Origin of the sequence: Streptomyces sp. CA-294286, from assembly GCF_050947155.1 — a bacterium.
Taxonomy (GTDB): Bacteria; Actinomycetota; Actinomycetes; order Streptomycetales; family Streptomycetaceae; genus Streptomyces.
Genome location: NZ_CP192004.1, coordinates 583,776 through 609,601 on the forward strand (window position 1 = coordinate 583,776; position 25,826 = coordinate 609,601).

Consider the following 25,826-nt stretch of genomic DNA (forward strand, 5'->3'; position numbering starts at 1 on the left):
CCGGTCCGGCGAGTGCCGACGGCGCGGGCGAGGGTGGTCCCGCGCGGTCGGTCGGGGATGCCGGACGGCCTGATTCCGGGCAGGGTGAGGACCGGCCCGATGCGGATGCTCATGTCGATGTGTCGACGCCGGGGGCGTGGGGAGCCCCTGACGGGACCGGTGGCGCACGCCGGCGGTGAAAGCGTGGGCGACGCTTGCGCGACGTCGCTCGTGGGGGCGCGACGACCGTCCCGCCGAACGGTCCCCGGGTGGAGCAATGAAGCGGGAAAGCGCTTTCTGCCCGTGACCATAGGGGTGCCCCCATGCCCTGGCAAGACTCCGCGCAGAACGCGGAACATTCCCCGCCGCCGGGTCGGCGGACTCTGCGGGCTCGGGCTCCGGGGTGGCCCCCGGCCCTGCCAAGTCAGCGGCCGCGCGGCGGAGTTGGCCGGACGACGGAACGGGCCACGCACGCCTTCGCGTGCGTGGCCCGTTCAGCGGCCGGTCTGTCCGGGGTCGTACGGGGGGCCCTATCGCCCCCCGGCGGCGGGGAAGTCCCACACGGCCCGGGGGCCGGGGCCGACCACCAGGGTCGAGTGGCCGAGACGCTCCTCGTGCCGGTGCGCGACGGGCCGGTTCAGGGACATGCCGATCTGACGCAGACCCGCCTGCGCGCGGGGCACGGCGTCGAGCCGGATGGTGCTGCCGCCGCCCTTCGCGACGACTCCGCCCTCGACGGACCGCACGGAGAACCCGCCCGCCCGCAGCAGCGGCACCGTGTTGGCCAGGTCGCGGGCGGTGACCGCGAGGCGGATCGACGTGATGTCGCGCATCAGGTGCCGGCGGTAGTCGTCGGACAGGTAGCGGTCCCTGCCGACGTCGCCGGGAAAGCGGGCCGGACCGGTCCGGCTGCGCGGGTCGGCGAAGTACTCGGGGCGGTACTCCATGCCCCAGGCGCCGAAGGCGTCGTACTCGCCGGACGTGAACACGGCGTCGAACCACGGCACCGGGACCCCGTCGCCGAAGTCGCGCGTCTGGGGGAATTCCAGGGGTTCCTCGATCCCCTGGTCCCGCAGCCGCCGGACCACCTCCGCCAGCTCGCCCCGTCGTTCCACGGAGAGCGCCAGTCCGCCCGCGCCGAGGCCGCCGTCCTGGCCGGGCAGATCGCCGACCCCGAAGAGTTCGAGGTAGGTCTCGCGGCCGAGCAGATAGCGGCCGGTCCACGTCTGGCCGCCGGAACCCGTGGTCGTGCGGACCTGGAAGTCGGCGAACTCCCGGAGGTAGGCGGAGTGTTCGATCGCGTCGGCGGTCTCGCGGTCGAGGACGCCGTAGGCGTGGTTGTAGTGGAGGAGCTGACGTCCCGCCGGAAGCGGCCCGGCGTCGGACGCGGCGGCCGACGCGCTCGCGTGGACCGCGCCCGCGAGGACGACAGCGAGGGCGACGCAGATGCGCATCACTCGTCGAAGCAACATGCGGGCAAGCGTAGGGCGCATCGTGCGGAACGCCCAGGGCGCGCGCGGCCGTTCACGCCCCCCGGGGACGGGTCCCCGGAAGCGGCGTCACGGCCTGCGCACCTCGTAGTGGAAGCAGCCGTACTCCACGGCCCGGACGTGCACCAGCACCACCTGGGGATCGGCGAACGCCTCGTCGAAGACCCGCTCGAACCCGGCCGAGGCGTCCTGGGGGACCTCGAAGCAGCGTCCCCCGACGATGTGCCCCCGCGCGTCGTAGCGCCGCACCGCGCGCAACGCCCCCGGCCGTGCGAACGGGTAGCCCGGAGCCGGGCGCACCCCCGCGCACGGGTCCGCGTGGATGAACACCGGGCCCGTCTCCTCGTACGCTCCCGGTTCGGCGCCCGAGTCGGCCGCCCAGCGGCGCAGCGGGGCGTACGAGACGAGGGCGATCCGCTCGCCGGGCTCGACGGCGCGCAGACAGCAGCGCAGCGGACTGCCCACGCTGTCGACGGGCGACCCGTGCTCGTGTGCGGTGAACGGGCGCGGCGCCCGCCCCGCGTCGTCGGCCTTCCGGAGCTCTTCGAGTGCGGCGGGGGAGAGGGGCAGAGGCGTGTACGAAGTCATGGCCCCAGCTTGACCGGACGTGTCGGCAGGCACTGGCGGAATCCGGACGTCGAGGCCGCACGCCTCCGCCCCGCACCCTCCCGAGGGGCCGCGTCCGCGCCTCCGGCCACCCGCGTCCCGCACCGCCCTCGTCCGCCCCTCCGGCCACCCGTGTCCGCGTCCCGGACCGACCACGTCCGCGCCTCCGGCCGGCCACCCGCGGATCGCGCCGGGGATCACCCGCGGAGGAAGAGGTCGACGGACGGCGCACGCCGTCGGCCGTCCCGAGGTGCGAGCCGGGGCACCTCCCGCCCCTGCTGACGCCACTGGGCCTCCAGGGCGTCATAGATCGGGCAGGGGGACAGCGGCCGTCCGGTGGACGGCCAGAGGGGCTGGGCCTGCGGCGGGGAGGGCCAAGGGTCGTACGCGGGCTGGCTCATGGCTGGCTTAACGATTCTGCGGACCGTTACGTGGCGGTTCGCGGCCCGGCGGGAGCGTCTTTCGGCCACGAACAGCGACCGCCTCACCGTCCCCGGCGGACGTCGACGCCGACGTGTTCCGGACGTCTGCCGAGGGTGACGGCGAGTCGCGTGGGCGAGGTGTCGCCAATCCATGCTTCCGGGGCTAACGTGAGTGTTTCCGTGGGTATGGGTGCCCGAACAACCGTACGAGATGCGACAGCGTGCAATTCCCGGTGTGGACGCTCTCGTTCGGGGTACTTGGGCCCCGGTCGCGGCGCGCCTGCCTCCGTACGCGCGCCCGACCCGTACGCGATCCGCAGGGTTCGCGTACGACCGCCCGCACCCGACGACTCGCACCCGACGCGCACACCCGAGGAGCTGAAGGCCGTGACCGACGTTTCGCGCATGGGCTCGCCCGCCGACGACTCGAACGCCGACCGCCCGGCACTCACCGACCGGCAGGGCCACCCGGTCTACGACAACCAGAACCAGCGCACGGTCGGCGCCCGTGGACCGGCGACCCTGGAGAACTACCACTTCCTGGAGAAGATCAGCCACTTCGACCGCGAGCGCATTCCCGAGCGCGTCGTGCACGCGCGCGGAGTGACCGCCTTCGGCCACTTCGAGGCGTACGGGAAGTGGGGCGACGAGCCCGTCAGCCGTTACACCCGCGCCAAGCTGTTCCAGGAGGCGGGCAAGCGGACCGACGTCGCCGTGCGCTTCTCCACCGTGATCGGCGGTCGCGACTCCTCGGAGGCGGCCCGGGACCCGCGTGGTTTCGCCGTGAAGTTCTACACGGAGGACGGCAACTGGGACCTCGTGGGCAACAACCTCGGAGTCTTCTTCATCCGGGACGCGGTGAAGTTCCCCGACGTCATCCACGCGCTGAAGCCGGACCCCGTCTCGCACGAGCAGAAGCCCGCCCGGATCTTCGACTTCATGTCGCAGACGCCCGAGAGCATGCACATGCTGGTCAACCTGTTCAGTCCGCGCGGCATCCCCGCCGACTACCGGCACATGCAGGGCTTCGGAGTGAACACGTACAAGTGGGTCAACGAGGCGGGCGACAGCGTCCTCGTGAAGTACCACTGGATGCCCAAGCAGGGCGTGCGCAGCATGACCGAGGAGGACGCCGCCAACGTGCAGGCGGGGGAACTCGGCCACGCCACCAAGGACCTGTACGAGGCGATCCGCGGCGGCGACCACCCGGAGTGGGAGCTGCTCGTGCAGGTCATGGAGGACGGCGAGCACCCGGAGCTGGACTTCGACCCGCTCGACGACACCAAGACGTGGCCGGAGCAGGAGTTCCCGCCCAAGCCGGTCGGCCGGATGGTGCTGGACCGCACCGTCGACAACTACTTCGCCGAGAACGAGCAGATCGCCTTCGGCACGGGCGTGCTCGTCGACGGACTCGACTTCTCCGACGACAAGATGCTGGTCGGCCGGACCTTCTCGTACAGCGACACCCAGCGCTACCGGGTCGGCCCGAACTACCTCCAGCTCCCCGTCAACCAGGCCAAGAACGCGGAGGTGCGCACCAACCAGCGCGACGGCGCGATGGCCTACGACAACGGGGCCAGGAACGCGAACCCCGAGGTCAACTACGAACCCTCGATCACCGGCGGCCTGCGCGAGGCCGAGTACCCCGGCCACGACGAACAGGGCCCGGAGATCCGGGGCCGGCTCACCCGCAAGCGCATCCCGCGCACCAACGACTACCTCCAGGCAGGTCAGCGCTACCTGCTTCTGGAGGACTGGGAGCGCGACGACCTGGTGCACAACTTCGTCACCCTGATCTCCCAGTGCGACCGCCCGGTCCAGGAGCGCATGGTGTGGCACTTCCTGCTGGTCGAGAACGACCTCGGCCTGCGGGTCGGCGAGGGTCTCGGCATCAGCCCCTCCGACGTGAACCACCTCGGCCCGCTCGACGGGCAGACCCTCACCGACGAGGACCGCAAGCGGCTGGACAACCTCGGCGACAACCCGCCGCGCGACGTCTCCGGCCTGACGATGACGCACTGCGTGCCGGACACGCGGCACGTCGTCTCCCGCTGAGGCGACCGGGCCCGGGGAGGGATGGCGCACGCCATCCCTCCCCGGGCCCGGTGCCGTCCGGCCGTACGCAGCCGGTCCCCGCCGTGAGCCCGCCCGTGGCGACACCTCGGCGGGGTGATGGACTGCGCCCCATGGACCGCTCGCACGCCGTGCCCCCCCTCGACCCCGAACTCGCCGCGGTGCTGCGGTCCCGGGGGCGGAAGCCCCGGGAACCGATCACGCCGGAGAACCTCGCGGCCCGCCAGGAGCAGGACGCCGCCGCCCGGCCCCGCCCGACGCTGCGGGAGCTGCGCGCCGACGGCCGTTTCGAGGTGACCGAACTGTCCGTGCCGGGGCCGCGGGGCGCACCGGACGTCACGCTCGTGAGCGCCCGCCCGGCCGGGCTCGCCGGGCCGCTGCCCCTGCTGTACTACCTGCACGGCGGTGCCATGATCATGGGCAACGCCTGGTCCGTGCTGCCCCGCGTCCTGCGGGAGTGGGCGGAGCCGCTGGGGCTGGCCGTCCTCTCCGCGGAGTACCGGCTCGCACCGGGTTCGCCCTATCCCGCCGCTCTGGAGGACTGCTACGCCGGACTCGTCCGGGCGGCGGGCCACGCGGCCGAACTGGGCATCGACGCGGACCGCATCGTCGTCGGCGGCAAGAGCGCCGGCGGCGGGCTCGCCGCCGCCCTCGCCCTGCTGACCCGCGACCGGGGCGGTCCCCGGCCGCTGGGCCAGATCCTTCTCTGCCCGATGCTCGACGACCGGCACCCCACCTTCTCCGGCCGCCAGTTGTCGGGCGCCGACGTCTGGGACCTCACCTCCCACGCCACCGCCTGGAAGGCGCTGCTCGGCGACCGGTACGGCTCCCCGGACGTGCCCGCCCACGCGGCCCCCGCCCGCGCCGCCGACCTCGCCGGGCTGCCCCCGGCGTACCTGGACGTGGGGTCGGCCGACATGCTGCGGGACGAGGGCGTGGCGTACGCGAACGCGATCTGGCGGTCCGGCGGGCAGGCCGAGCTGCACGTGTGGCCCGGCGGCTGCCACGGCTTCGACAGCCTCGCCCCGCACTCCGCCCTCACCCGGGACGCGCGTCGCGCCCGTACGGGCTGGCTCCGCCGCCTTTTGGGCGACCCGCCGATTGGGGCCGACAGCTGAGGGGACCTTCCTGGGGACCCGACCATCCGTCCGGTCCTCCCGGGGGCCGGCGAAACGTTCCGAGGGACCCCACATGACCGACACCCGCACCTCCACCGCCCCCGTTGCCGTCGTCACCGGCGCGGACTCCGGCATCGGCCGGGCCACGGCCGTACGTCTCGCCGAGGCCGGAATGGACATCGGGATCACCTGGCACAGCGACCGGGAGGGCGCCGAGCGGACGGCGGAGGAGGTCGGCGCGCACGGGCGGCGGGCGGCCGTCGCCCGGATGGACCTCAGCCGGCTGCCCGACGCCGCACTGGTGATCGACTCACTCGCCGATCAGCTCGGCCGGATCGACGTCCTGGTCAACAACGCGGGCACCGGCACCGCGACCCCGTACCTCGACCTCGGGCACGACGAGGTACGACGCGTCGTCGACGTCGACCTCATCGGTCCGTTCCTGTGCGGCCAGCACGCCGCCCGCCGCATGATCGAACAGGGCGGCGGCGGGCGCATCGTCAACGTGACGTCGGTGCATGAACACCAGCCCCGGGTGGGCGCGGCCCCCTACTGCGCGGCCAAGGGCGGGCTCGGCCTGCTGACCCAGGTGATGGCCCTGGAGCTCGCCGAACACGGCATCACCGTCAACTCCGTCGCCCCCGGCGAGATCGCCACACCCATGACGGGTCAGGACGAGAGCGACGTGCGCACCGCCGACCGCCCCGGCATCCCGCTGGGCCGTCCGGGCGACGCCCGGGAGATCGCCGCCGTCATCGCCTTCCTGGCGGGCCCCGACGCCTCGTACGTCACCGGGGCCTCCTGGATCGCGGACGGCGGCATGACCCGGATGGGCCCGCAGGCGGGCTCCCACCTGCGCAGCGACGACTGGCGGCGGCCATGAGCCGCTCCACCGCCGATGGCCGCACATAACAGGCGCAGTCGGGGGAACCCGTCGCACATGGCACTCATCAGGAGGATTGCAAGGCCCTTGCTGGCCTCGACGTTCATCAGCGGTGGTTACAGCACCCTGCGGCACCCGGAGCCGGTGGCTCCGGCCGCCGAACCGGTGGCCGTACCCCTGGCGCAGCGCATTCCCAAGCTGCCGACGGACCCCGAGCAGCTCGTGCGGATCAACGGTGCGGTGCAGGTCGGCGCCGGCGCCCTGCTCGCCCTGGGGCGCTTCCCCCGGTTCGCGGCGCTCGCGCTGGCCGGGACGCTGGTGCCCACCACGCTCGCCGGGCACCGGTACTGGGAGGAGAAGGACCCCGAGGCGCGGGAGGAGCAGCGCGTCCAGTTCTTCAAGAACCTCTCCCTGCTCGGCGGTCTGCTCATCACGGCCGCCGACACCCACGGCAAGCCGTCGGCGGCCTGGCGGGTACGGAACTCGGCGACGACCGCCCGCAAGACCTCGGCGGCCGCCCGCAAGTCGGCATCCGCCGGGCGGCGCGCCGGGCGGATCTCGGCGCGGAACGCGGGGCAGCGGGCCGAACTGGCGCGGCTGCGGTCCGCGAACAACGCCCGCAAGCACGCCAGGACGGCCACGAAGGCCGCCCGGAAGCGCTTCCCCACGCACTGAACCAGTCCCGGCGGCCCCGTTGAGCCGACGGTGCCGCGCACCCCGCCGCCTCCCGTGGGGCCCCCTTCGTGGAGGCGGCGGGAGGCGCGCGCGGGGCGAGGGGCGCCCTCCGTACCGCCGTGCGCGTCGCGGTGGCCGGGCGGCAATTCCGTGCCGGGCGGCAGCCCCGTGCTCGGCCCGCGTGCCGGGCGACAGGCTCGTCCGCGCCTCACTTGCCGGGGTGACGGTCTGTCCGGGCTCCCTTGCCGGGTCGGCAGCGCGACGCGTCCCCTTGCGGAGGGCGACGGCTCGTCCGAGCCCCCCTTGCGGGTGGCAGCTTTGTTCGCGGCCCCGCACTTCGTACGACCACTTCGTTCGCCCGCACGTACCCCCGTCCCGCTCCCACGACCGAAATGCCGCGTTCTTTGTCACGCAGGTGACTGTTCCTTCGCGTCCGCTTGGTCCACGGTGGTCACTCCTGTTCCGTTCGGGGGGAGCGACCCGCAGTGAGGCCCAGACGTTTACCGGCGACGGTCGGCGCGCTCGTCGCGTGCGCGCTGGTGTGGATCACGGGCTGCGGCGAGCTGCCCGACCCGGCCGAGCCGCCGGACGGGTTCGATCCCCCCGCGGCAGCCGCGCCCCGCCCCGGCGGCACCGCCACGGGTGGTGCCGTCCGGCCCTCCGAGGAGTCGGCTTCCGCGAGGTCGAGGAAGGAGCCCCGGTCACCCGCAGGGACGTCGCCGTCCGACGTGCCGCCGCCGACAGGGGAGCGGCCCTCGGTGCTGTATCTGGGGGACTCGATCGGTATGGAGACCCAGACCGTGCTCCGGGAACGCATCGAGTCCGACGGGCGGGCGAAGGTGCACAGCGTCCCGTATTCCGGCATCACCCTCTGCGACTACCTCACCGACCGCCCCTCCCTCTTCGTCTCCCCGAAGGACAAGGCCGCGACCCTGGTGCGCACGCACCGGCCCCGCGTCGTCGTCCTCCAGTTCTGGGGGAACTCCTGGGGCTACACGCCGTGCATGGACAAGATTTCGCAGGGCAGCGACCGCTACTTCACGCGGTACACGAAGGACGCCGAGACCCTTACCGGACAGATCGCCTCGGCCGCACGCTCGGCGGGCATCCCCCGGCCCCGGATCGTCTGGGTGCTCCAGGGCCCCGATGCCTTCTCGACCGACCGCACCCGCCGGGTCAACGACCTCTACCGGGCCCGAGCGGCGGCCTCGGGCGACCTCCTCGCCGACGCGGGCCGCGCGGTGAGCCCGGAGGGCGGACGGTACGAGTGGCGGGAGCGCCTGCCCTGCAACGCGGCGGAGCGCGCCCGGCCGGGCTTCTGCCGCGACGGCATGGCCGCCATGCACCGGCACGGCGACGCCCTTCACTTCTGCATGGCCCCGACGACCTCCACCCCCAGACCCTGCCCGGCCGCCTCACCGGGCATCGTGCGCTACACCGACGTCATCGCCTCCGTCGTCGACCGGTACCTGCGCGGCATCCGCTGAACGCCGGTGCGCGACGACCGGGCCGACCACGAGGAGCTGGGCGACGGCGAGCACGAGAAGGACGGCGGCCGGAACACCCCACAGCCGGCCGACCCCCGCATGCGTCAGCAACTGCGTGGCCACCACGGGAGCGGCGACGGTCGCGATGCCCCAACTGACGCCGTACGAGGCGAGATAGCGGTCCGCGCCGCCCGGCGGCGCCAGGCCCGCCACCACCCCCAGGACGCGGCCCAGGACGATCGCCTCGCCCAGACTCCACACGACGGTGGCGAGCACGAACTGCGGCAGCGTGTCCGCGACCGCGTACCAGGACAGGCCGGCGGCCATGACGAGATAGGCCAGTGCGAGGGACGGGGAGTCGCGGAGCGACGCGAACAGGCGCAGCCGCAGCAGGGGTTGGGCGGCGACGACGGACAGCGCCGACGTGGTGAACAGCAGTCCGGCGTCCGCCGCCTCGAAGCCACGCCGCTCCAGGGCCAGTGGCAGCGCCATCATGATCTGCATCGCGATCAGGGCGAAGACCGTACCCGGCAGGAACATCGCCCACAGGGCCCCATCCCGCCACGGCCGCACCGAACCGGCCGGACGAGGGCCGCCGGGCTTCGCCGGGGGCCGGTCGGCGGGCAGTACCAGACGCATCATCAGCGCACAGGCCAGGCAGGAGAGCGCGTCCACCACGAACAGCCACCGCAGGTCCCACCGCCCGACGCCCGCCGCGATCAGTCCGGCACCCGTCCCGCCGAGCGCCAGACCGGCGTTGAGCAGGCCGTACGCGCGCACCCGGTCGGCCGGGCCGACGGCGTCCGCGATCAGGCCCTGGCTGGGCGGCTCGTACAACTCGAAGACCAGCCCGAGCAGTACGGCGAACACCGCCACCGCGAGGAGCGAACCGGCGGCGGCGATGCCCAGCTGGGCGAGGCCGCAGCCGGTCAGCCCCAGCACGATGGTGCGGCGGCGCCCCAGCCGGACCGCCAGCCGACCGCCCGCCAGCCGGGAGGGGATCGTGGCGAGCCCGAAGGCCGCCGACAACAGGCCCGCCGTGGCGGTGCTCGCCCCGAACTCCGTGCTGATCAGGACGGTCAGGAACGGCAGCGAGAACGCCCCGATCCGGTTGACCGCCCGCGCCACCACCAGCAGCCAGATGATCCTCGGCATTCCGCCCCCTCGCGCGCCCCGCGGGCCACCCCCACGGGGCATCACTGTCGACCCCGGTATCGTCGGTTACGAAACCCAGGCCTGGAACCTAGGCCCGAAGGAGTAACCGGTCAAGTGATGTTCGACAGTCACGTGGTGGTGCGGCTGGAACACGCCGTGTCCCTCGTGAACGCCCTCACCGACGGCGAGGCCCACGGCCGCCCCCGCACCGCCCCCACCGGAGCCGACCTGTGGACCGCGGTCGCCGAGGCCGTCCCCGACGACGCCGCGTCGGCGCTTCCGCGCACCCCCGACCCCGCTCAGGCGGCCCACCTGGCGGACGCGGCACGCCGCATGCGCGCGGCCTTCGAGGCGGTGCAGGACGGCCACGTCGACCTCGCGGCCGAAACTGTCAACCACCTGCTGCGCACCGTCGGCGCACGCCCCCAGCTCGACCGCGCCGGGGACGGAACCTGGCGGCTGCACTTCCACGGTCCCGGCGACTCCTTCGCCGCGGGCGTCGCCGCGAGCTGCGCCACCGCCCTGGCCCTGACGCTGGGCGGCGGCCTCGGAGGGCGCCTCGGCGTGTGCCGGGCCACCCGCTGCGACCGCGTCTACGCCGACACCTCCCGCAACGCCGCCCGCCAGTTCTGCTCCACCGCCTGCCAGAACCGCATGAAAGCGGCTGCCTTCCGGGCCCGCAGGAACGCGCACTCCGCCGGACGAGAGGACCTCCGATGACCGCCATCCTCAGCTTCGAGGGCGCCGACACGGCGCCGGACCAACTGGAGCGCCGGGCACAGAAACTGGCCGGAGGTCTCCACGAGCTGGGGCTGCGGGCGGGGGACGTGGTCGCCGTGCTGCTGCGCAACGACCCGGTGTACGTCGACATCATGCTGGCCTGCCGACTCGGCGGCTTCCAGTTCTGCCCGCTCAACTGGCACTTCACCCCTTCCGAGCTCGCCCACATCGTCGAGGACTGCGGCGCGAAAGCGGCGATCGGCCACACCGACCTCCTCGAAGCGGCCTGCTCGGCGCTCTCCGACGGCCTCACCGTCCTCGCCGTCCCGCACGGCGGGAGCGGGGCGCCGGGGGCCGGGGCCGACGGGCGGCCTCTCTCCCCGGACGGCGGGCGCACCCTCCCGCACGGACCCGGTCAGGCCCTCCCGCACGGACCCGGTCAGGCCCTCGCGTACGGCTGCGGGCAGGTCCTCCCGTACGAGAGCTGGCTGGAGCAACAGGAGCCCTACAGTGGCCCGTTGGAGTCCCCGGGCGGGCACATGGTCTACACCTCCGGGACCACCGGCCGCCCCAAGGGCGTGGTCCGTACGCCCGTGCCGGTGGCGGAGGCCGACGCCTTCCGCACCCGTATGCTCGCCGTCATCGAGCAGGTCCACGGGCTGCGGGCCGGCTGCCGGGCCCTGCTGACGGCGCCGCTGTACCACAGCGCGCCGAGCATGTACGCCCAGTACGGGGCCCTGGTCGCCGGCCTGCTCGTCATCGCGCCGCGCTTCGACGCCGAACAGACCCTCGCCCTCGTCGAACGGCACCGCATCGACACCCTGTACTGCGTACCGACCATGTACGTACGGCTGTTGAAGCTCCCGCGCGAGGTCCGCGAGCGGTACGACCTGTCCTCGCTGCGCTTCGTCGGCTCCACCGGAGCGCCCTGCGCCCCCGAGGTGAAGAAGGCCATGATCGACTGGCTCGGGCCGATCGTGCACGAGACGTACGCCTCCAGCGAGACCGGCTACATCACGCTCATCGACTCGGCCGAGGCCCTGGCAAGGCCCGGCAGCGTCGGGCGGCCCCTCGGCGACGCGCAGATCCGCGTCGTCGGCGACGACGGCGAGGAGTGCGCCCCGGGCGAGGTCGGGAACCTGTACGTGCGCCAGCCCGCGCACACCGACTTCACCTACCGGGGGCGGCCCGAGGCACGCGAGGAGGTCGGCCTCGACGGGCTGGTCTCCGTGGGGGACATGGGGTACCTCGACGAGGACGGCTACCTCTACGTCTGCGACCGCGCCGTCGACATGGTCATCTCCGGGGGCGTCAACATCTATCCGGCGGAGATCGAGGCCGCGCTCCTCATCCTGCCCGGGGTGCTCGACTGCGCCGTGTTCGGCGTGCCGGACGCCGAGTTCGGCGAGCGGCTGCACGCCTTCGTGCTCCCCGAGCCGGGAGCCGCGCCCGACCCGGCGGAGCTGCGGGACGCGCTGCGCGCCACGCTGGCCGGGTTCAAGATCCCCCGGGGTGTCGACCTGGTCACCGACCTGCCGCGCGACCCCAACGGGAAGCTCGCCAAGCACCGCATCCGGGCCCGGTACCTGGAGACGGCGTCGGGGCGCCCCTGAGGTGTCCAGGGGCGCCCGCGGGCTACGCGGACCGGTCCGCCGGGCCCCCGCCCCCGGTGCGGCTCAGCACTCCCGGCCACCACGCCTTCCGCCCGATGTCCCGCACCAGCGCCGGTACCAGCAGCGAGCGCACGACCAGCGTGTCGAGCAGCACCCCGAAGGCCACGATGAACGCGATCTGGAGGAGGAACGCCAGCGGAATGACGCCGAGGGCCGCGAACGTGGCGGCCAGGACCACGCCCGCCGAGGTGATGACGCCGCCGGTCGCGGTCAGCCCGCGCCGTACGCCCTCACGCACCCCGTGGGCCAGGGACTCCTCCCGGACCCGCGACATCAGGAAGATGTTGTAGTCCACGCCGAGCGCCACCAGGAACACGAACCCGTACAGCGGTACGGAGGAATCGGTGCCGCTCATGCCGAAGACGTACGTGAAGACCAGCGCCGAAACGCCCAGCGTGGCAACGAAGTTGAGGGCCACGGTGACCACCAGCAGCACCGGCATCACCAGCGAGCGCAGCAGCAGCGCCAGGATGACCAGGATGATCGCGAGGACCACCGGCACGATCACCGCGCGGTCGTCCGCCGCGGTCTGCTGGGTGTCGTACTGCTGCGCCGTGTACCCGCCGACCAGTGCGTCCGCGCCGGGCACGGCGTGCACCGCGTCCCGCAGCCGGGCCACCGTGTCCTTCGCGGCGTCGCTGTCGGCGGCGTCCGCCAGGGTGGCGTCGATGCGCACCCGGCCGTCCACGACCAGCGGCGGGCCTCCGCCGGGCCGGCCGGACGCGGTGACGGTCGCGGCGCCCGCCACACCCTCGGTCCGCTCGGCGGCCTGCCGGACCGCGTCGGCCTGCGGTGCGCCGGCGACGATCACCGCGGGGTTGCCCGAACCGCCGGGGAAGTGTTCGCCGAGGGTCTGCTGCGCGGACACCGACGGGGCGTCGTTGACGAAGATCTCGTCCAGCGGCACCCCTCGCGAGGTGAGCATGGGGGCGAACGCCGCGCAGGCGAGGAGCCCGGCGAGGGACAGCGCCCACACCTTGCGCGGCGCACGGTCGACGAGGTCGGCGACCCGCTGCCACAGCCCGTGCGCACCCCGTCCCTTCGCGTCGCCCTCGGCGAGCGGCTTCGGGCGGGCCGGCCAGTAGGCGGCCCGGCCCAGCAGCGCCAGCACGGCGGGCAGGAAGGTGAGCGCGCTCAGTACCGCGCACACGATGCCGATCGCGCCGACCGGCCCCAGCGCGCGGTTGTTGGTCAGGTCGCTGAGCAGCAGGGCCAGCAGGCCGAGCGCCACGGTCGCCGCACTGGCCGTCACCGGCCCCACCGTCTGCCGCCAGGCGGCCCGTACGGCGGTGAAACGGTCGTGGCCGCCGCTCAGCTCCTCCCGGAAGCGCGCGGTCAGCAGCAGCGCGTAGTCCGTCGCCGCGCCGATCACCAGGATCGACAGGATGCCCTGCACCTGCCCGTCCACCCGCACCACGTCGTGGTCCGCGAGCACGTACACCACCGCGCTCGCCAGCCCGAGGGCGAAGACCGCACCGACGATGATGATCAGCGGCAGCAGCACGCTGCGGTACACGAGCAGCAGGATGAGCAGGACGGCGAGCAGTGCGACGCCCAGGAGCAGCCCGTCGATCCCGGCGAACGCGTCCTTCAGGTCGGCCTGACTGGCCGCGGGTCCCGCCACCTGCACGGTGGTGCCCGGGACCTGACCTGCCGTCTCCTTGATCCGGTCGAGGGTCGGCGTCAGCTCCTCACCGAGACCGGGACGCAGTTGCACGACGCCCTGGAGCGCCTGCCCGTCCTTCGAGGGGAAGGCGGGCGAGGCGGCTCCCACGATGCCCTCGGAGCCCTTCAGGGACGCCAGCGCCTTTGTGGCGGCGCCCTGCTTCTCCTCGCCCAGTCTGCCGCCGTCCTGGCCCTCGGCGGTCCACACGACGATCGCGGGCAGCGTCTCGTCCTGGCGGAACGCCTTCTGCGCCTCGATGACCTGCGTCGACTCGGCGTTCTGGGGGAGGAACGCCGCCTGGTCGTTGGTGGCGACCTGGCCGAGTTTCCCGGCGTACGGGCCGAGACCGCCGCCGACGCCCAGCCAGACGACGAGCAGGACGAGCGGGATGAGCCAGCGTGCGGAACGTGCGGGGGTAGACATCGTGCTCCCGGTGCCACGGAGGTACCTCAGGGGGTGACAATCTCAATGATTGAAATATACCAGTGCCCTGTTCGGCCCCGCCCATGCGTCCTCGCCGCGCGTCGGCCCGGTCGGCGGGGAGGGGCGCTCACCTGCGCGGCGCGGGGAGTTCCGAGAGTTCCGTGTTGAGTTCCGTCAGGAAGCGCAGTACGAGGGAGAGTTCGGCGGGCTCGAAGCGCGACCGCACGTTCTCGGTCGCCGTCGCCAGGGGAAGGAAGTGCGCGCGCGCCACGGACCGCGCGCTCGTCTCGTAGTGCAGGTGCACGACCCGCCGGTCCTTGCTGTCCCGGGAGCGCCGGACGTGCCCGGCCTTCTCCAGTCTGTCCAGGCAGGCGGTCACCGCGCCGGACGTCAGCCCGAGATGCTCGCGCAGCCGACCGGGCGTCAGCGGGGTATCGGAGTCCAGGATGGCGGCCAGGGCCTGGACGTCGGTCGGATGCAGGCCCTGCTCGGTCGCGAAGCCGTGCGCGAGGCGGCCTATCTCGCCGTTCATCCGCCGCAGTTGCACCGCGAACGCCAGCAGATCCGGCACGGGCTCCCCCGGCGGGGGAGCCGGGGCGCGGTCCGGTGCTGCCGCTCGTTCGGGGTCTCGTTCGTTCGTACTGGCCACGGGTTCACCCTATCGAGGGCCGCCCACGGCGTGATACTACAGGTGTAGTGAGCAGTGGCGGAACCTGACCTGGAGGTCGCGATGGCGGGAACAGCAGTGGTGGTGGGCGCGGGAGTGGGCGGGCTCGCCACGGCGACAGGACTGCGGCGGGCCGGCTGGACGGTCTCCGTGCGCGAGCGCCGCACCTCCCTGGAGAGATACGGCACCGCCTTCGGCATCCACCCCACCGCGCAGGCCGCCCTCGACCGCCTCGGCATCGGCGAGGCGCTGCGCCGGCACGCCGTCCCCTACCGGCGCGCCGACATCCGTACCCCCGACGGGCGGGTACGGGCGCGCCTCCCGCTGGAGCGCATCGAGAAGAAGGCCGGACGCCCCGAACTCCTCATCTCCCGGCCCCACCTGATCGACGCACTGCTCGCCGGACTGGAGGCGTTCGGCGACGTCCCCGTCACCTTCGGCGAGAACGTCACCGACGTGGCGGCGCTGGCCGCCGGACACGACCTGGTGGTCGGCGCCGACGGAATCCGCAGCGCCGTGCGCACGGCCGTCCTCGGTACCCGCAGCGCGCCCCGCGACACCGGCACGGTCGCCTGGATCGGCATCGCCGACTTCGAGAGCGACCGCCACGGCGAGACCTGGGGCAGCGGTCGCTTCTTCGGCATGACGCCGGTGGAACCCGGCCGCACCAACTGGTACGCCACCGTGCCCGCCGCCACCACGGCCGACGAACTGCGCCCCTACTTCGCGGGCTGGCACGACCCGATCCCGCGCATCCTCGCCGAGACCGACCCGGCCGGCTGGATCCGCTACGAGATGCGCCACCTGTACCCGGCGCTCCCGTCCTTCGTCTCCCTCCCCGCGGGACCCGGGGCGGGCCGTACGGGAACCGTCCCCGCGGGCCGTACGAAGTCCGCCCCGGCGGGCGTCTTCGCCCTGGTGGGCGACGCGGCCCACGCCATGACGCCCAACCTGGGCCAGGGTGCCTGCACCGCGATCCTCGACGCCGACTCCCTCACCCGCGCCGTCGCCGCGCACGGCCCGCACGGGCTTCCCGCCGCCCTGCGCGCCTACGACGCCGAACGCCGCCGCAGCGCCCAGCGCGTCGCCCTCGGCTCCCGCACCCTGCACCGCTTCATGTCCACCAGGCGCACCGCCCTGCGCGACGCCCTCCTCACCCTGCTGCCCTGAACACCGCGGCTACCGCGCAGCACGCCTCCGCGCGCCCGCCGCACCAGCAGGAGTCGCCCGCCGCTGGTGAACGTGGCGACGGTGAGCCGGGTACGGCCGGTGCCGAGCCGTTCGACCTGCTGCCGGGCGTGCGCGAGTTCCGCGGCCACGGACTCCGCCGCGCCGAGCATGATCCGCCCGGCCGGCGTCAGCGCGACCCCGCGGGTGCCCCGTCGGCATGAGTCGGCCGTACCGGGGACGGCTCCGGCGCGCGTGCCCGGAGCCGTCCGGCGCGGCTACTTCTTCGGCTTCGGCGGCTGGGTCTCCCGTTCGTTCTTCACCCGCACGACCACGCCTTGGGCCGCGTTCGTGCCGGTCACCGCGTGCGGGCCGGACACCGGGCGGTCGGGGAGCCGGTAGCCCTCCGGGGCGACGGTCTCCCGTACGTAGTACGAGCCGAGCGGCAGCCGGTCGAAGTCGCAGCGGCCCTGTGCGTCGGTGGCGCAGCCGGAGCCGATCTGCCGGTCGCGGTCGGGGCCGGAGGTCTGGAGGCCCGGCCGCCGTCCGCTCTCACGCCACAGTTCGACGACGGCACGGGCGAGTCCCTGCCCGGTACGGGCGTCGACCTTGCGCACCTGGAGCTTTCCGGTGACCTCGGGGACCACCGTCTTCTTGTTGCGGGCGACCGTCGTGACGCCCTGGGGGCGGAGCGCCTCGGTCAGCACGACGGGCCCGAACACGGCCGGGGAAGGCAGGTCGTAGCCAGTCGGCGCCTTGGTCTCCTGCCAGTAGAAGGTGGAGTCGACCGGGACCGTCCTGCGGCAGGTGCCCGTCGTGTCGGTGGTGCACGGCGCGCCCTGACGGCTGTCGGGATCGGTGCCGCCGGTCTGGAGGCCGGGCACCCCGTTGCTCTCGCGCCACAGCTGGAAGACCGCTCCGGACAGTCGTGCGCCGCTCGCGGCGTCCTGCTTGACGATCCGCACCTCGCCCTCCACCGGTGCGGGCCTGCCACAGGTGGGCAGGTCGCCGTTGAAGGGGTACGCGTGGAACTCCTGGCCACCCCCGCCGGACGCGGCCGTCTCGTGGGTGAGCGAACCGGTGGTGAAGAAGCGCCCGTTGATGCCCGGCAGCGACACCCTGGTCTCCGACACCGCGTTGCCGACCAGGACGCTGCCCTGGAACTGGCCGGTGCCCTTGAGGTCCACGGCGGCGGCGTCGGGGAAGTTCCACAGCAGTCTGTCGCGCAGCGTGTTCAGCGGGTCGGTGGCGTCGTCGATGCCGCCGCTGTACGTGTTGACCGTGCGGTTCGCGCCCAGGACGTTGACCAGGACGGTCGCCCCGGCGGGGATCTTCGCGAACACGAGGCCCTGCTGGCCGCCGTTGGCCGCCGCCAGGTCGAAGTCGACGTTGAAGACCTGGAGCGCCGAGGTGCCGTCGCCGGTGAACAGCGTCTGGCCGCCCTGGTTGACGGCCGTGCCGGTGGCCGGGCGCGTCCCGGTGTCCCCGTCCGCGTAGCACTGGCTGGCGTCGGACAGCTGCTTGCGCAGCGCCGCGTACGGGGTGATCGCGGCCGGGTCGGCGGTGGCCTTGCCGACGACGGTCCCGGTGAGGGGGCCCGCGTGGCGCACCACGCCGTCCTCGGCCAGGAGGCGCTGACCGGCGGCGACCGTGACGGCGCCGCCGGTCGTGAGGTAGTCCGAGCCGACGGGCGGTGCGACGCGCGAACCGACTCCCGCCAGGCCCACGTTGTAGACCTGGCTGCCGTCGGCCGACTTGTTCATGTCGAAGGACCCCAGGACGACGACGCGCCCCTCCGCCTCCGCCGCCTTGCCACGCACCCGGAAGTCGCCGCCCGTGAAAACGTTGACGGCGTTGTCGTAGCCCGCGATCGCGCCGTTGTTGATCGACGGGAAGGGGCTCGGGCAGTTGCCCGGCACGCACGGGCCGAGCCCGCCGGGCAGCGGGGCCGCGTGCACCGCCGCGGGGACGGCCGCCACGGGGACGGCCGCCGCTCGGGCGGAGTCCGCGGGCGCGGCCAGCGCGTTCGCCGGGCCCGCCAGCGGCAGGAGCACCGCGCCGGCCGCCAGCCAGGTCACTCCGGCCGCACTGATTCCTCTGCGGCTGATTCTGCCGGGAGCACTTCTCACAGTCGTCGTCCTTCTCTCCGTCACCAGCCGAGTGTTCACAGGGCTGAACTCCGTGCCCGCATCCGTACGAGCGCGTACACACAACCGGCCAGTGCCAGGTCGGACAGCAGCATGAAGCCGATCGAGTACGAGTCCTTGGCGCTGTAGATCGCGCCCATCAGCAGCGGCGGAAGGAACCCGCCGAGACCGCCCACCGCGCCGACGATTCCGGTGACGCTGCCCACCTGGCTCTGCGGGGTGGCCCGGGACACCAGGGCGAACACGCTGCCGCCGGCCGCGCCGAGCCCGGCCGCCATGCCGAGCAGGGCGATCGTGCCGACCGGGCCCAGCACCGGGTCGAAGGCCTGGACCACCGCGAAGACGGCCACCGCCGCCAGGGCGACGCCGGTCACCACGGCCGGGTGGAACCGGTCCGAGAGCCTGCCGCCGAGCGGCCGGAACACGACGGTGACCAGGGCGAAACCCGCCGCCTTGGTTCCGGCGTCGGTCGGCGACAGCTCGTACCAGGTCTTCAGGTACGTCGGCAGGTACACGCCGAAGGCGACGACCCCGCCGAACCCGATCGCGTACAGCGCCGACAGCTCCCACGTCACCCGCAGCCGGCCGGCCTGCCCCAGCCGGGAGCCGAGCGACGCCGTGGGCACGGTCCGGCCGGGCGCGTCCGTGATGAGGACGGCGGCCAGCGCCGCGTAGAGCGCCAGGGCGACCGCCACCACCACGAAGGGGAGGTTCTCCCCGTGCCCGGCGATGCGCGGGGTGAAGTACCCGGACAGCGCGACTCCGCCCATGCCCATGCCGAACACACCGAGCGCGAAGCCGCGCCGGGACGGCGGGAACCAGGAGTTCACCAGCGGCACACCGATAGCGAACGTCGTGCCGCCCAGACCGAGCAGGAAGGCGACGAGCAGCATCAGCACGTAACTGTTCCTGGCGGGGATCAGCAGCAGCACCGGGACGATGGTCAGCGCGGACACCAGAGGGAACATCAGCTTCGCGCCGTACCTGTCGGTGAGCGCACCCGCCGGGATCCGCCCCACCGACCCCACCAGCACCGGCACGGCGACGAGCAGCGACTGCTGGAACGAGCTGAGGCCCAGACGCTCCTTGTAGTCGACGGCCAGCGGGGCGATCAGGTCCCACGCCCAGAAGGTGAGCGTGAACCCGAGCGTCGCCACGAAGAGGTTGCGGTACGCGGCGGCGGAGGGCTTCTGCTCGGTGAGCTCGGTGTCCATTGCGCCAGTCAAACCACCGAAGGCCGCCGGGGCGCGTGGAACTGGGCCGTACGCGCTACGCGCGGTGGGCGGACGGGTTACGGGTGCGTGGGCGGACGGGTGCGGACGGGTTACGGGTGACCCGCGCCCGTCGACCGGAACGGCCCCCGGGCGGCCGACTGCCGAAATTCAGCGGTGGTGCGGGGCGGGGGGCTGCTTGGATACCGCCATGGCCACCGAACCCCCCGCCGGAACGGAACTCCCCGGCCCCTTCGCGGGTCCTGAACGCCCCGCGGGTCCGGAACTCCCCGGTCCCTCCGTGGGTCCTGAACGCCCCGCGGATCCGGAACTCCCCCGCTCCTCCGCCGGTCCCGAACCCCCCGCCGCTCGCCAACCGCCCGTCGGTGACGTGTTCCCCGCCGGTTACGAGCTGTCCGCCGACGCCGGCCGGCTCGACCCCGAGCTGATCCACCGATGGCTGTCGCAGGACGCGTACTGGGCTCGCGGACGTTCCCGGGAGAAGCAGGACCGGGCGATCTCGAACTCCCTCAACTTCGGCGTCTACGACCGGAATTGCGGCAGGCAGGTCGGGTACGCCCGGGTGGTGACCGACTGGGCCGACTTCGCCTGGCTGTGCGACGTGTACATCGCGCCCCAGGCGCGCGGCAAGGGGCTGGGGACGGCTCTCGTCGCCGCGGTGCGCGAGCACCTCGCCCCCTACGGCCTGCGGCGCATCCTGCTGGCCACCGCGGACGCGCACGCGGTCTACGCCCGCGCGGGTTTCGCTCCCCTGACGAAGCCCGAGCAGTGGATGACGCTGGGCGCCCAGTGAGCGGCCCGGCCCCGGCGGCGCGCCCGCTGAGGCTGCGCGCGGCCGGGGCCGGGGCGGGGGGCGAGGCCCGGCTCCGGTGACGAGCACGGGCCGGGCACGAGGGCCGGGGCGACCGGTCAGGACGCCCCGGGCACGACCATGTCCGCCAGTACCGTACGGAGGTCCTCGCCCGGCTCCGGGCGCAGCGCCGGAGCCAGCCGGTCCGCCCGGTAGTGCCAGTGGTGGTCGAGGTCCGGGTGGACCCGCGCGTCGTACCGTACGGGGCTGTCGCTGCCCAGCAGGGTCCGTAGCTCCTCCGTGAGCTCCGGCCAGCCGACGTGCCCGCTCACCGCGTTGGCCACGCCGTGCACCGGGGCGTCGAGACACGCGGTGACCGCGCGGGCGAGCGCCGCCGCGTGCACCCAGGGAGCGCCGTACCACTCGTGGCCGCCCGCGCCGGGGGCGGGAAGGGTGATCGGGGCGTGGGCGCGGGCGGCCTGGTACAGCAACCCGATGGCCCCCCAGCGGAGTTGGTCGCGAAGTCGGTCGTGCGCACCCCACACCAGAGGGGATCGGACCGCGCTCGCGCCGCCCCTGCCCCCGGTGCCCGCGGCGCGCAGCAGAAGGGCCTCGCAGTCGACCTTCGCCTGTCCGTACGGGCTCAGCGGCTGCCGGGACGGGCTCTCCTCGGGCACCCAGCCGTCCGCCGGGTGCCCGTACGCGTCGACGCTGCTGACGAAGACGAAGGGGCCCTTGTTCCATGCCTCGGCCATGGCGCGCATGGCCGCCACGTCCACCTCGGGGCGGGTGAAGGTGCAGGCCGCGTGAATCACCGCGTCCACTCCGGCGACCGCCCGCCGCAGACCGTCCGGGTCGCCCAGGTCGCCCTCCACCACCTCGACCCCCTCACCGGCGACCAGGTGTGCCGACTCCGGGCGGGCGAGTGCGAGGACCGGCCTGCCGCGAGCGGCCAGCTCCCGCAGGACGAAGGCGCCGACACCGCCGGTCCCTCCGGTCACCAGGACCGTGCCGGGCGCGACGGTGCGCCGCTTGGCGGACCGTCCGGCCGCTGCCGTGGCCGCCGCCCTGCGTGCTGCCGTACGGGCCCGCGCCCGGTCGTCGAGGAGTGCGGTCAGGGCGTGGGGGGTGCGTGCCTCCATGATGTCCAGCCCGGTCAGGGGGAGTTCCAGGCCGGTCCGCAGCCGCTCGGCGAGTTGGACGGCGGTCAGCGAGTGCCCGCCGAGTGCGAAGAAGTCGTCGTCCGGTGCGGGCCGGCGGCCGAGCACGTGAGCGAACGCGGCCGTCACGGCTTCGGCGTGCGGGCTGGGCGCACCGTCGGATGCGGATGCGGATGCGGATGCGGGCGCCGACGCTGATGCCGTTGCCGTTGCCGTTGCCGTTGCCGGTGCGCCGGGAAGGCGGGTGAGGTCGGGTGAGCCGTCCGCCGTGCGCGGCAGCGCGTCGACGAGCGTCACCGCGAGGGGCAACCGGTCCCCGTCCAGCACACCGCGCAGCGCGGCACGCAGCTGGGCGGGCGTGGGGCCGCTCCACTCCCGGAGCACGGCGTACGCGAGGAGCGGCCCGCCCGGCGGGTCGACGACCACGGCGTCGGCGACGTGGGGCAGGGCACGCAGCGCGGCCAGAGCGGGGTGCGCGGCGGGGTCGGCGTCCGTGGCGGAGGCGGGGTGCGCGGTGTCCCGCTCGCTTCCCGCGGGGCCGGGCAGTTCCGAGAGGCGGCGGGCCGGATCGGCGGCCACGGCGGTCAGCAGCTCCGCGAAGGAACGGCCGAGTGCCTGCCCCGTCCCGTCGTCGAGCGCCGCCCGCCCGTACTGGACCAGACTCGACGGCTTGCCCGCCGTCACCAGCCCGAAGGAGAGGTCGAACTTGGCCTCGGAAAGCTCCACCTCGACCGCTTCCGCCCGTAGGCCGGGCAGCCGCAACGCCGTCGGTTCGCCCAGTACGTCGGAGGTCACCCTCACCAGCGCGGAGCCGTCCGCGCCGCGTGCCGCCGCGCCGAGCCGTTCCATGACGAGGTCGTACGGCACCTGCCGGTGCTGCTGCGCCTCCAGCAGCGCGTCCCGCACCCGCTCCACCAGTTCCCCGAATGCGGGGTCGCCGGACGCGTCCACCCGTACCGCGAGGGTGTTGACGCACAGACCCACCAGCCCGGCCGCCTCCCGGCCCTCGCGGTGCCCGGCCGCGCAGCCGATCACCAGGTCGTCCGCACCGGTCAGCCGGTGCAGCGCGGCGAACGCGGCGGCGAGCTGCACCGTGAAGAGCGTGGCCCGCCTCGTGCGCCCCCACTCGCGCAAGGTGTCGGGGACGTCGGGGGCCAGGGGCACGAGGACGGTGGCGGCGGGCCGGTCCGGCAGGTCGGACGGCGGGGCCGCGGGGCGGGGCAGGGCCGGCGGAACGGCCCCGGCCAGCCGGCGGGCCCAGTGGTCGAGACTGCCGGTGAGCCGGCCGGCAGCCGCGTGCTCGCGCCGGGCGTGCTCCGCGTACTGCGGCGGTGCGGCAGGCAGGGGCGGTGCCGAGGCCCCGGTGGCGTGCGCGTACAGAGCGCTCAGTTCGTCGGCGACCGTCTCCAACGAGTGTCCGTCGACCGAGATGTGATGAAGCGTCAGAAGTACGGTGTGGTCCTCGGGGCCGTGCCGCAGCACCAGCGCCCGGGGCAGCGGGCCGGCCGAGAGGTCGAACGGGAGCCGGGCCTCGGCGGTCAGCAGATCGTCGTAGCCGGGCCCTCCTACGGTGTCGGTGTCGACCACGCGCACGGGGTAGGTGTCCAGCGCGGGGAGCGTCTCCTGGTACGGCACGTCGTCGTGCACGCCGTACCGGGTGCGCAGGATCGTATGCCGGGCGACGAGAGCGCTGAGCGCCTCGCCGAGCGCGTCCAGGTCGAGCGGCCCGCTCAGGCGCGTGGCGAAGGGCACGCTGTAGGCCCCGTCACGATGACCGAGCCGGTCCATCAGCCACATGCGGCGCTGGGCGTGCGAGAGCGGGGCACGGCCGGTGTCGGAACCGGAACCCGCATCGGGGTCCGTGCCCGCGGGGGCCGGTGCGGCGGGCCGGGGCGCGGTGCGGGAGCGGGCCCGGCGCAGGAGTTCCTGTTGGAGGGCGGCGGGGGTGTCAGGGGACATCGGGGTGCTCCGGCGCGTCGGGGGTCGGGAGGGGGTAGGAGTCCGGCAGGGGGTGCGCGCCGGGCAGGGGGTGCAGGTCGGTGTGGGCTGCCAGCAGGGCCCGCTCGACGAGTGCGGCGTGCCCGGCGACCGTCGGCGAGGCGAAGAAGTCGGCGAGGGACAACTCGACGCCGAGGTCCTCCCGGAGGTCGTCGGTGACGACGAGCGCGAGAAGGGAATGACCGCCCAGGGCGAGGAAGTCGTCGTCGGGCGACGTCACTTCGCAGCCCAGCGACCGCGCCCACACCTCGGCCACGGCCTGCTGGAGAGGCGTCAGCGCCGGTGCGCCCGGCACGGTTTCCTCCCGGGAGGACGGGGCGTGCGCAGCCGCGGCCGGTTCGGGCACCGGTTCCACGGCCGGGGAAGCGGCGGCCACGGGGCCGGGCGCGGGTCCGGCGGGCGCCGCGGCCTCGGCACGTGCTCCGGTCGCGGAGGGCGCCGTGGGGTCCGGGCCCGCCTCGGTGCCGCCACCGCCCGGGGCCCGGCCCTCGGACCGGGTCCGGGACGCGTGCGGGGCCCCATCCTGCCGGGGCGCGGCGTGCACGGACGTACCGGCCTCGGACGCCGGGAGCGCGGGCGCGGCGGCCGGGCCGGGAACGGCGGCCGGGCCGGGCGAGGACGCCGCCTCGGTGCCGGTGGCCGCACCGGGGGCGGTCACGGCCCCGGGCCCCTCCGTCTCCGCGCCGGGTACCGCCCCGGCCGTCGGCCGTCGGTCGAGGTCCGCCAGCGCGGCCCGGTCCACCTTGCCGGTCGGGGTGAGCGGCAGGCGGTCGAGGACCGTCAGTTCGTCGGGAACCAGGTGGGCGGGGAGGGTCGCGGTGAGGCGTGCGCGCAGGGACTGCGGGGAAGGCGCGGAGCCGGGCGCGGGCACGACGAACGCGGCCAGCCGTGCGTCGTCGGGGGCCGGGCGGCGTACCGTCACCGCCGCGTCGTCCACCTCCGGCTGGGCGCGCAGCACGTGCTCGATCTCGCCCGGTTCGATGCGGTGGCCGCGGACCTTCACCTGGTCGTCGGTGCGCCCGTGGAAGTCGAGGGTCCCGTCGGGGCGGACCGAGGCGAGGTCGCCGGTGCGGTAGAGGAGGCCCAGCGCCGGGTGGGTGACGAAGCGCTCGGCCGTCAGCTCCGGCTGCCCGACGTAGCCCCGGGCTAGCCGGCTCCCGCCGACCCAGAGTTCGCCGCGCGGCGCGTGGTCGCCGTCGTGCTCCCCGGCCGCGACCGGCCGGCCGTCCTCGTCGAGGACGTGCGCGGTGGCTCCGGCGATCGGCCGGCCGATGGGCATCGGGCCCTCGCCGTCCTCGGCGGTGACCCGGTGGGCGGTGGCGAACGTCGTCGTCTCGGTCGGCCCGTACCCGTTGACCAGTTCGAGCCAGGGAAAGTCCCGCAGCACCGAACGGGCGTGCAGCGCGGACAGCGTCTCGCCGCCGACCACCACCGAACGCAGCAGCGAGAAGACGCGGGAACGGCGGGCGGCGAGCTGGTGGAAGAGCGCCGTGGTGAAGAAGGCGACGGTCGCCCCGTGCCGTTCCACCTCCCGCGCCAGGTCCTCGAAGGACGGCCGGTCGGCGGGGCAGACGACGACGGCGGCACCGTTCGCCAGGGCCACCCACACCTCGAACGTCGACGCGTCGAACGTCGCGGGGGAGTGCAGCAGCACCCGGTCCCGGGCGGTGACCGTCACGTACGCCGGATCCGTGACCAGCGCGGCCACCGCGCGGTGGCGTACCGCCACGCCCTTGGGCCGCCCGGTCGAACCCGAGGTGAACATGATGAACGCCGTGGCGTCCTCGCCCGGCCCGGGGAGCGGCTGGACACCGTCGTAGGCCGGGATCCCGGCGTCCAGCGCCAGACGCGGGCCGTCCACCCCGGCCGACTCCAGGAGGTCCTTGTCGCCGACCGTCAGCACCGCACCGGAATCGTCGATCATCGCCTCGGTGCGCACCCGGGGGTGCGCCGGATCGAGCGGCACGCACACCGCGCCCGCCCACCACAGGGCGATCTGTGCGACCACGGCGCGGGCGGAGCGCCGTACGAGCAGAGCGACGGGGTCGCCGGGACGCACTCCCCGCGTCACGAGGTGAGCCGCCAAGCCACGCGCGGAGCCCACGAGTTGCCGGTACGTCAGCAGCGTGTCGCCCTCGATCAGGGCCAGTGCGTCGGGGGTCAGCCCGGCGCGGTGGTCGAGCAGGGCGGTCAGATCGGGATGGGCGGATCCGCCTGGGAAAGCGGATGCGGAGGCGGACGGGGTGTGGTTCTCGGCCACGGTGGAGCCTTGCACAGCAGGTTCCTTCCGATCGG

19 protein-coding genes and 1 pseudogene are annotated in these 25,826 nt (G+C 74.1%); 9 read left to right on the forward strand and 11 right to left on the reverse strand.

The genetic code is table 11. The annotated features are described in order from the left end of the window. Positions 1-509 precede the first annotated feature (509 nt). From ACQPZG_RS02595 to ACQPZG_RS02605, 3 genes are all read right to left on the reverse strand, one after another. Positions 510-1,451, reverse strand: coding sequence for a DUF5829 family protein (locus tag ACQPZG_RS02595; protein WP_433544106.1), 942 nt, complete (start codon positions 1,449-1,451; stop codon positions 510-512). An 87-nt stretch (positions 1,452-1,538) separates the two neighbouring features. Beyond that, positions 1,539-2,057 carry a DUF1203 domain-containing protein gene (locus tag ACQPZG_RS02600; protein ID WP_433544107.1) on the reverse strand — a complete coding sequence of 173 codons (519 nt, stop codon included), beginning with the start codon at positions 2,055-2,057 and terminating at the stop codon, positions 1,539-1,541. 215 nt (positions 2,058-2,272) lie between these two features. Then, positions 2,273-2,476 (reverse strand): hypothetical protein, encoded by a 204-nt coding sequence (locus ACQPZG_RS02605; protein ID WP_433544108.1) that lies wholly within the window; start codon positions 2,474-2,476, stop codon positions 2,273-2,275. 408 nt (positions 2,477-2,884) lie between these two features. Here ACQPZG_RS02605 and ACQPZG_RS02610 point away from each other — a divergent pair, with 408 nt between their 5' ends. The 5 genes from ACQPZG_RS02610 to ACQPZG_RS02630 all read left to right on the forward strand — a co-directional run bounded on the left by ACQPZG_RS02610 (position 2,885) and on the right by ACQPZG_RS02630 (position 8,733). Further along, positions 2,885-4,552: a catalase gene (locus ACQPZG_RS02610; RefSeq protein ID WP_433544109.1), complete on the forward strand. Its 1,668-nt coding sequence runs from the start codon at positions 2,885-2,887 to the stop codon at positions 4,550-4,552. A gap of 131 nt (positions 4,553-4,683) precedes the next feature. Continuing rightward, positions 4,684-5,688, forward strand: coding sequence for an alpha/beta hydrolase (locus tag ACQPZG_RS02615; RefSeq protein ID WP_433544110.1), 1,005 nt, complete (start codon positions 4,684-4,686; stop codon positions 5,686-5,688). A 73-nt stretch (positions 5,689-5,761) separates the two neighbouring features. Continuing rightward, a complete protein-coding gene (locus ACQPZG_RS02620) occupies positions 5,762-6,571 on the forward strand; it encodes an SDR family oxidoreductase (RefSeq protein WP_433544111.1) in 810 nt (269 codons plus the stop codon). A gap of 57 nt (positions 6,572-6,628) precedes the next feature. Continuing rightward, a complete protein-coding gene (locus ACQPZG_RS02625) occupies positions 6,629-7,246 on the forward strand; it encodes a DoxX family protein (protein ID WP_433544112.1) in 618 nt (205 codons plus the stop codon). Between the two features lie 485 nt (positions 7,247-7,731). After that, positions 7,732-8,733 (forward strand): SGNH/GDSL hydrolase family protein, encoded by a 1,002-nt coding sequence (locus tag ACQPZG_RS02630; RefSeq protein WP_433544113.1) that lies wholly within the window; start codon positions 7,732-7,734, stop codon positions 8,731-8,733. Here ACQPZG_RS02630 and ACQPZG_RS02635 read toward each other — a convergent pair. After that, positions 8,662-9,888, reverse strand: coding sequence for an MFS transporter (locus tag ACQPZG_RS02635; protein WP_433544114.1), 1,227 nt, complete (start codon positions 9,886-9,888; stop codon positions 8,662-8,664). The genes ACQPZG_RS02630 and ACQPZG_RS02635 overlap by 72 nt on opposite strands. 117 nt (positions 9,889-10,005) lie before the next feature. On the opposite strand from ACQPZG_RS02635, the gene ACQPZG_RS02640 reads away from it, so the two are divergent. Together ACQPZG_RS02640 and ACQPZG_RS02645 are read left to right on the forward strand one after the other, a co-directional pair. Further along, on the forward strand, positions 10,006-10,608 hold the full coding sequence (locus tag ACQPZG_RS02640; protein ID WP_433544115.1) for a CGNR zinc finger domain-containing protein: 603 nt from the start codon (positions 10,006-10,008) through the stop codon (positions 10,606-10,608). Continuing rightward, the gene (locus ACQPZG_RS02645) at positions 10,605-12,221 is read left to right on the forward strand and encodes an AMP-binding protein (protein WP_433544116.1); all 1,617 of its coding nucleotides are present in this window, start codon (positions 10,605-10,607) and stop codon (positions 12,219-12,221) included. The genes ACQPZG_RS02640 and ACQPZG_RS02645 overlap by 4 nt, the downstream gene beginning before the upstream one ends. Before the next feature lie 22 nt (positions 12,222-12,243). Here the strand turns inward: ACQPZG_RS02645 and ACQPZG_RS02650 are convergent, their stop codons facing one another. Both ACQPZG_RS02650 and ACQPZG_RS02655 read right to left on the reverse strand, forming a co-directional pair. Beyond that, the gene (locus ACQPZG_RS02650; protein WP_433544117.1) at positions 12,244-14,370 is read right to left on the reverse strand and encodes an MMPL family transporter; all 2,127 of its coding nucleotides are present in this window, start codon (positions 14,368-14,370) and stop codon (positions 12,244-12,246) included. A 127-nt stretch (positions 14,371-14,497) separates the two neighbouring features. Then, the gene (locus ACQPZG_RS02655) at positions 14,498-15,019 is read right to left on the reverse strand and encodes a MarR family winged helix-turn-helix transcriptional regulator (RefSeq protein ID WP_433544118.1); all 522 of its coding nucleotides are present in this window, start codon (positions 15,017-15,019) and stop codon (positions 14,498-14,500) included. 81 nt (positions 15,020-15,100) lie between these two features. On the opposite strand from ACQPZG_RS02655, the gene ACQPZG_RS02660 reads away from it, so the two are divergent. After that, positions 15,101-16,207 (forward strand): FAD-dependent oxidoreductase, encoded by a 1,107-nt coding sequence (locus ACQPZG_RS02660; protein WP_433544613.1) that lies wholly within the window; start codon positions 15,101-15,103, stop codon positions 16,205-16,207. Positions 16,208-16,251: 44 nt separating this feature from the next. Here ACQPZG_RS02660 and ACQPZG_RS02665 read toward each other — a convergent pair. The 3 genes and pseudogenes from ACQPZG_RS02665 to ACQPZG_RS02675 all read right to left on the reverse strand — a co-directional run. Beyond that, positions 16,252-16,419 (reverse strand): annotated as a pseudogene (locus ACQPZG_RS02665) (LysR family transcriptional regulator); the annotation flags it as partial. Between the two features lie 63 nt (positions 16,420-16,482). Beyond that, positions 16,483-18,333, reverse strand: coding sequence for a choice-of-anchor A family protein (locus tag ACQPZG_RS02670; RefSeq protein WP_433544119.1), 1,851 nt, complete (start codon positions 18,331-18,333; stop codon positions 16,483-16,485). A 35-nt stretch (positions 18,334-18,368) separates the two neighbouring features. Then, on the reverse strand, positions 18,369-19,565 hold the full coding sequence (locus tag ACQPZG_RS02675; RefSeq protein ID WP_433544120.1) for an MFS transporter: 1,197 nt from the start codon (positions 19,563-19,565) through the stop codon (positions 18,369-18,371). Between the two features lie 388 nt (positions 19,566-19,953). Here ACQPZG_RS02675 and ACQPZG_RS02680 point away from each other — a divergent pair, with 388 nt between their 5' ends. After that, positions 19,954-20,376, forward strand: coding sequence for a GNAT family N-acetyltransferase (locus tag ACQPZG_RS02680; protein ID WP_433544614.1), 423 nt, complete (start codon positions 19,954-19,956; stop codon positions 20,374-20,376). A 116-nt stretch (positions 20,377-20,492) separates the two neighbouring features. On the opposite strand, the gene ACQPZG_RS02685 is transcribed toward ACQPZG_RS02680, so the two are convergent. Both ACQPZG_RS02685 and ACQPZG_RS02690 read right to left on the reverse strand, forming a co-directional pair. Continuing rightward, the gene (locus ACQPZG_RS02685) at positions 20,493-23,492 is read right to left on the reverse strand and encodes a condensation domain-containing protein (RefSeq protein WP_433544121.1); all 3,000 of its coding nucleotides are present in this window, start codon (positions 23,490-23,492) and stop codon (positions 20,493-20,495) included. Beyond that, entirely contained in the window at positions 23,482-25,806 is a 2,325-nt protein-coding gene (locus ACQPZG_RS02690) for a non-ribosomal peptide synthetase (RefSeq protein ID WP_433544122.1), read from the reverse strand. The genes ACQPZG_RS02685 and ACQPZG_RS02690 overlap by 11 nt, the downstream gene beginning before the upstream one ends. Between the last annotated feature and the right edge of the window lie 20 nt (positions 25,807-25,826).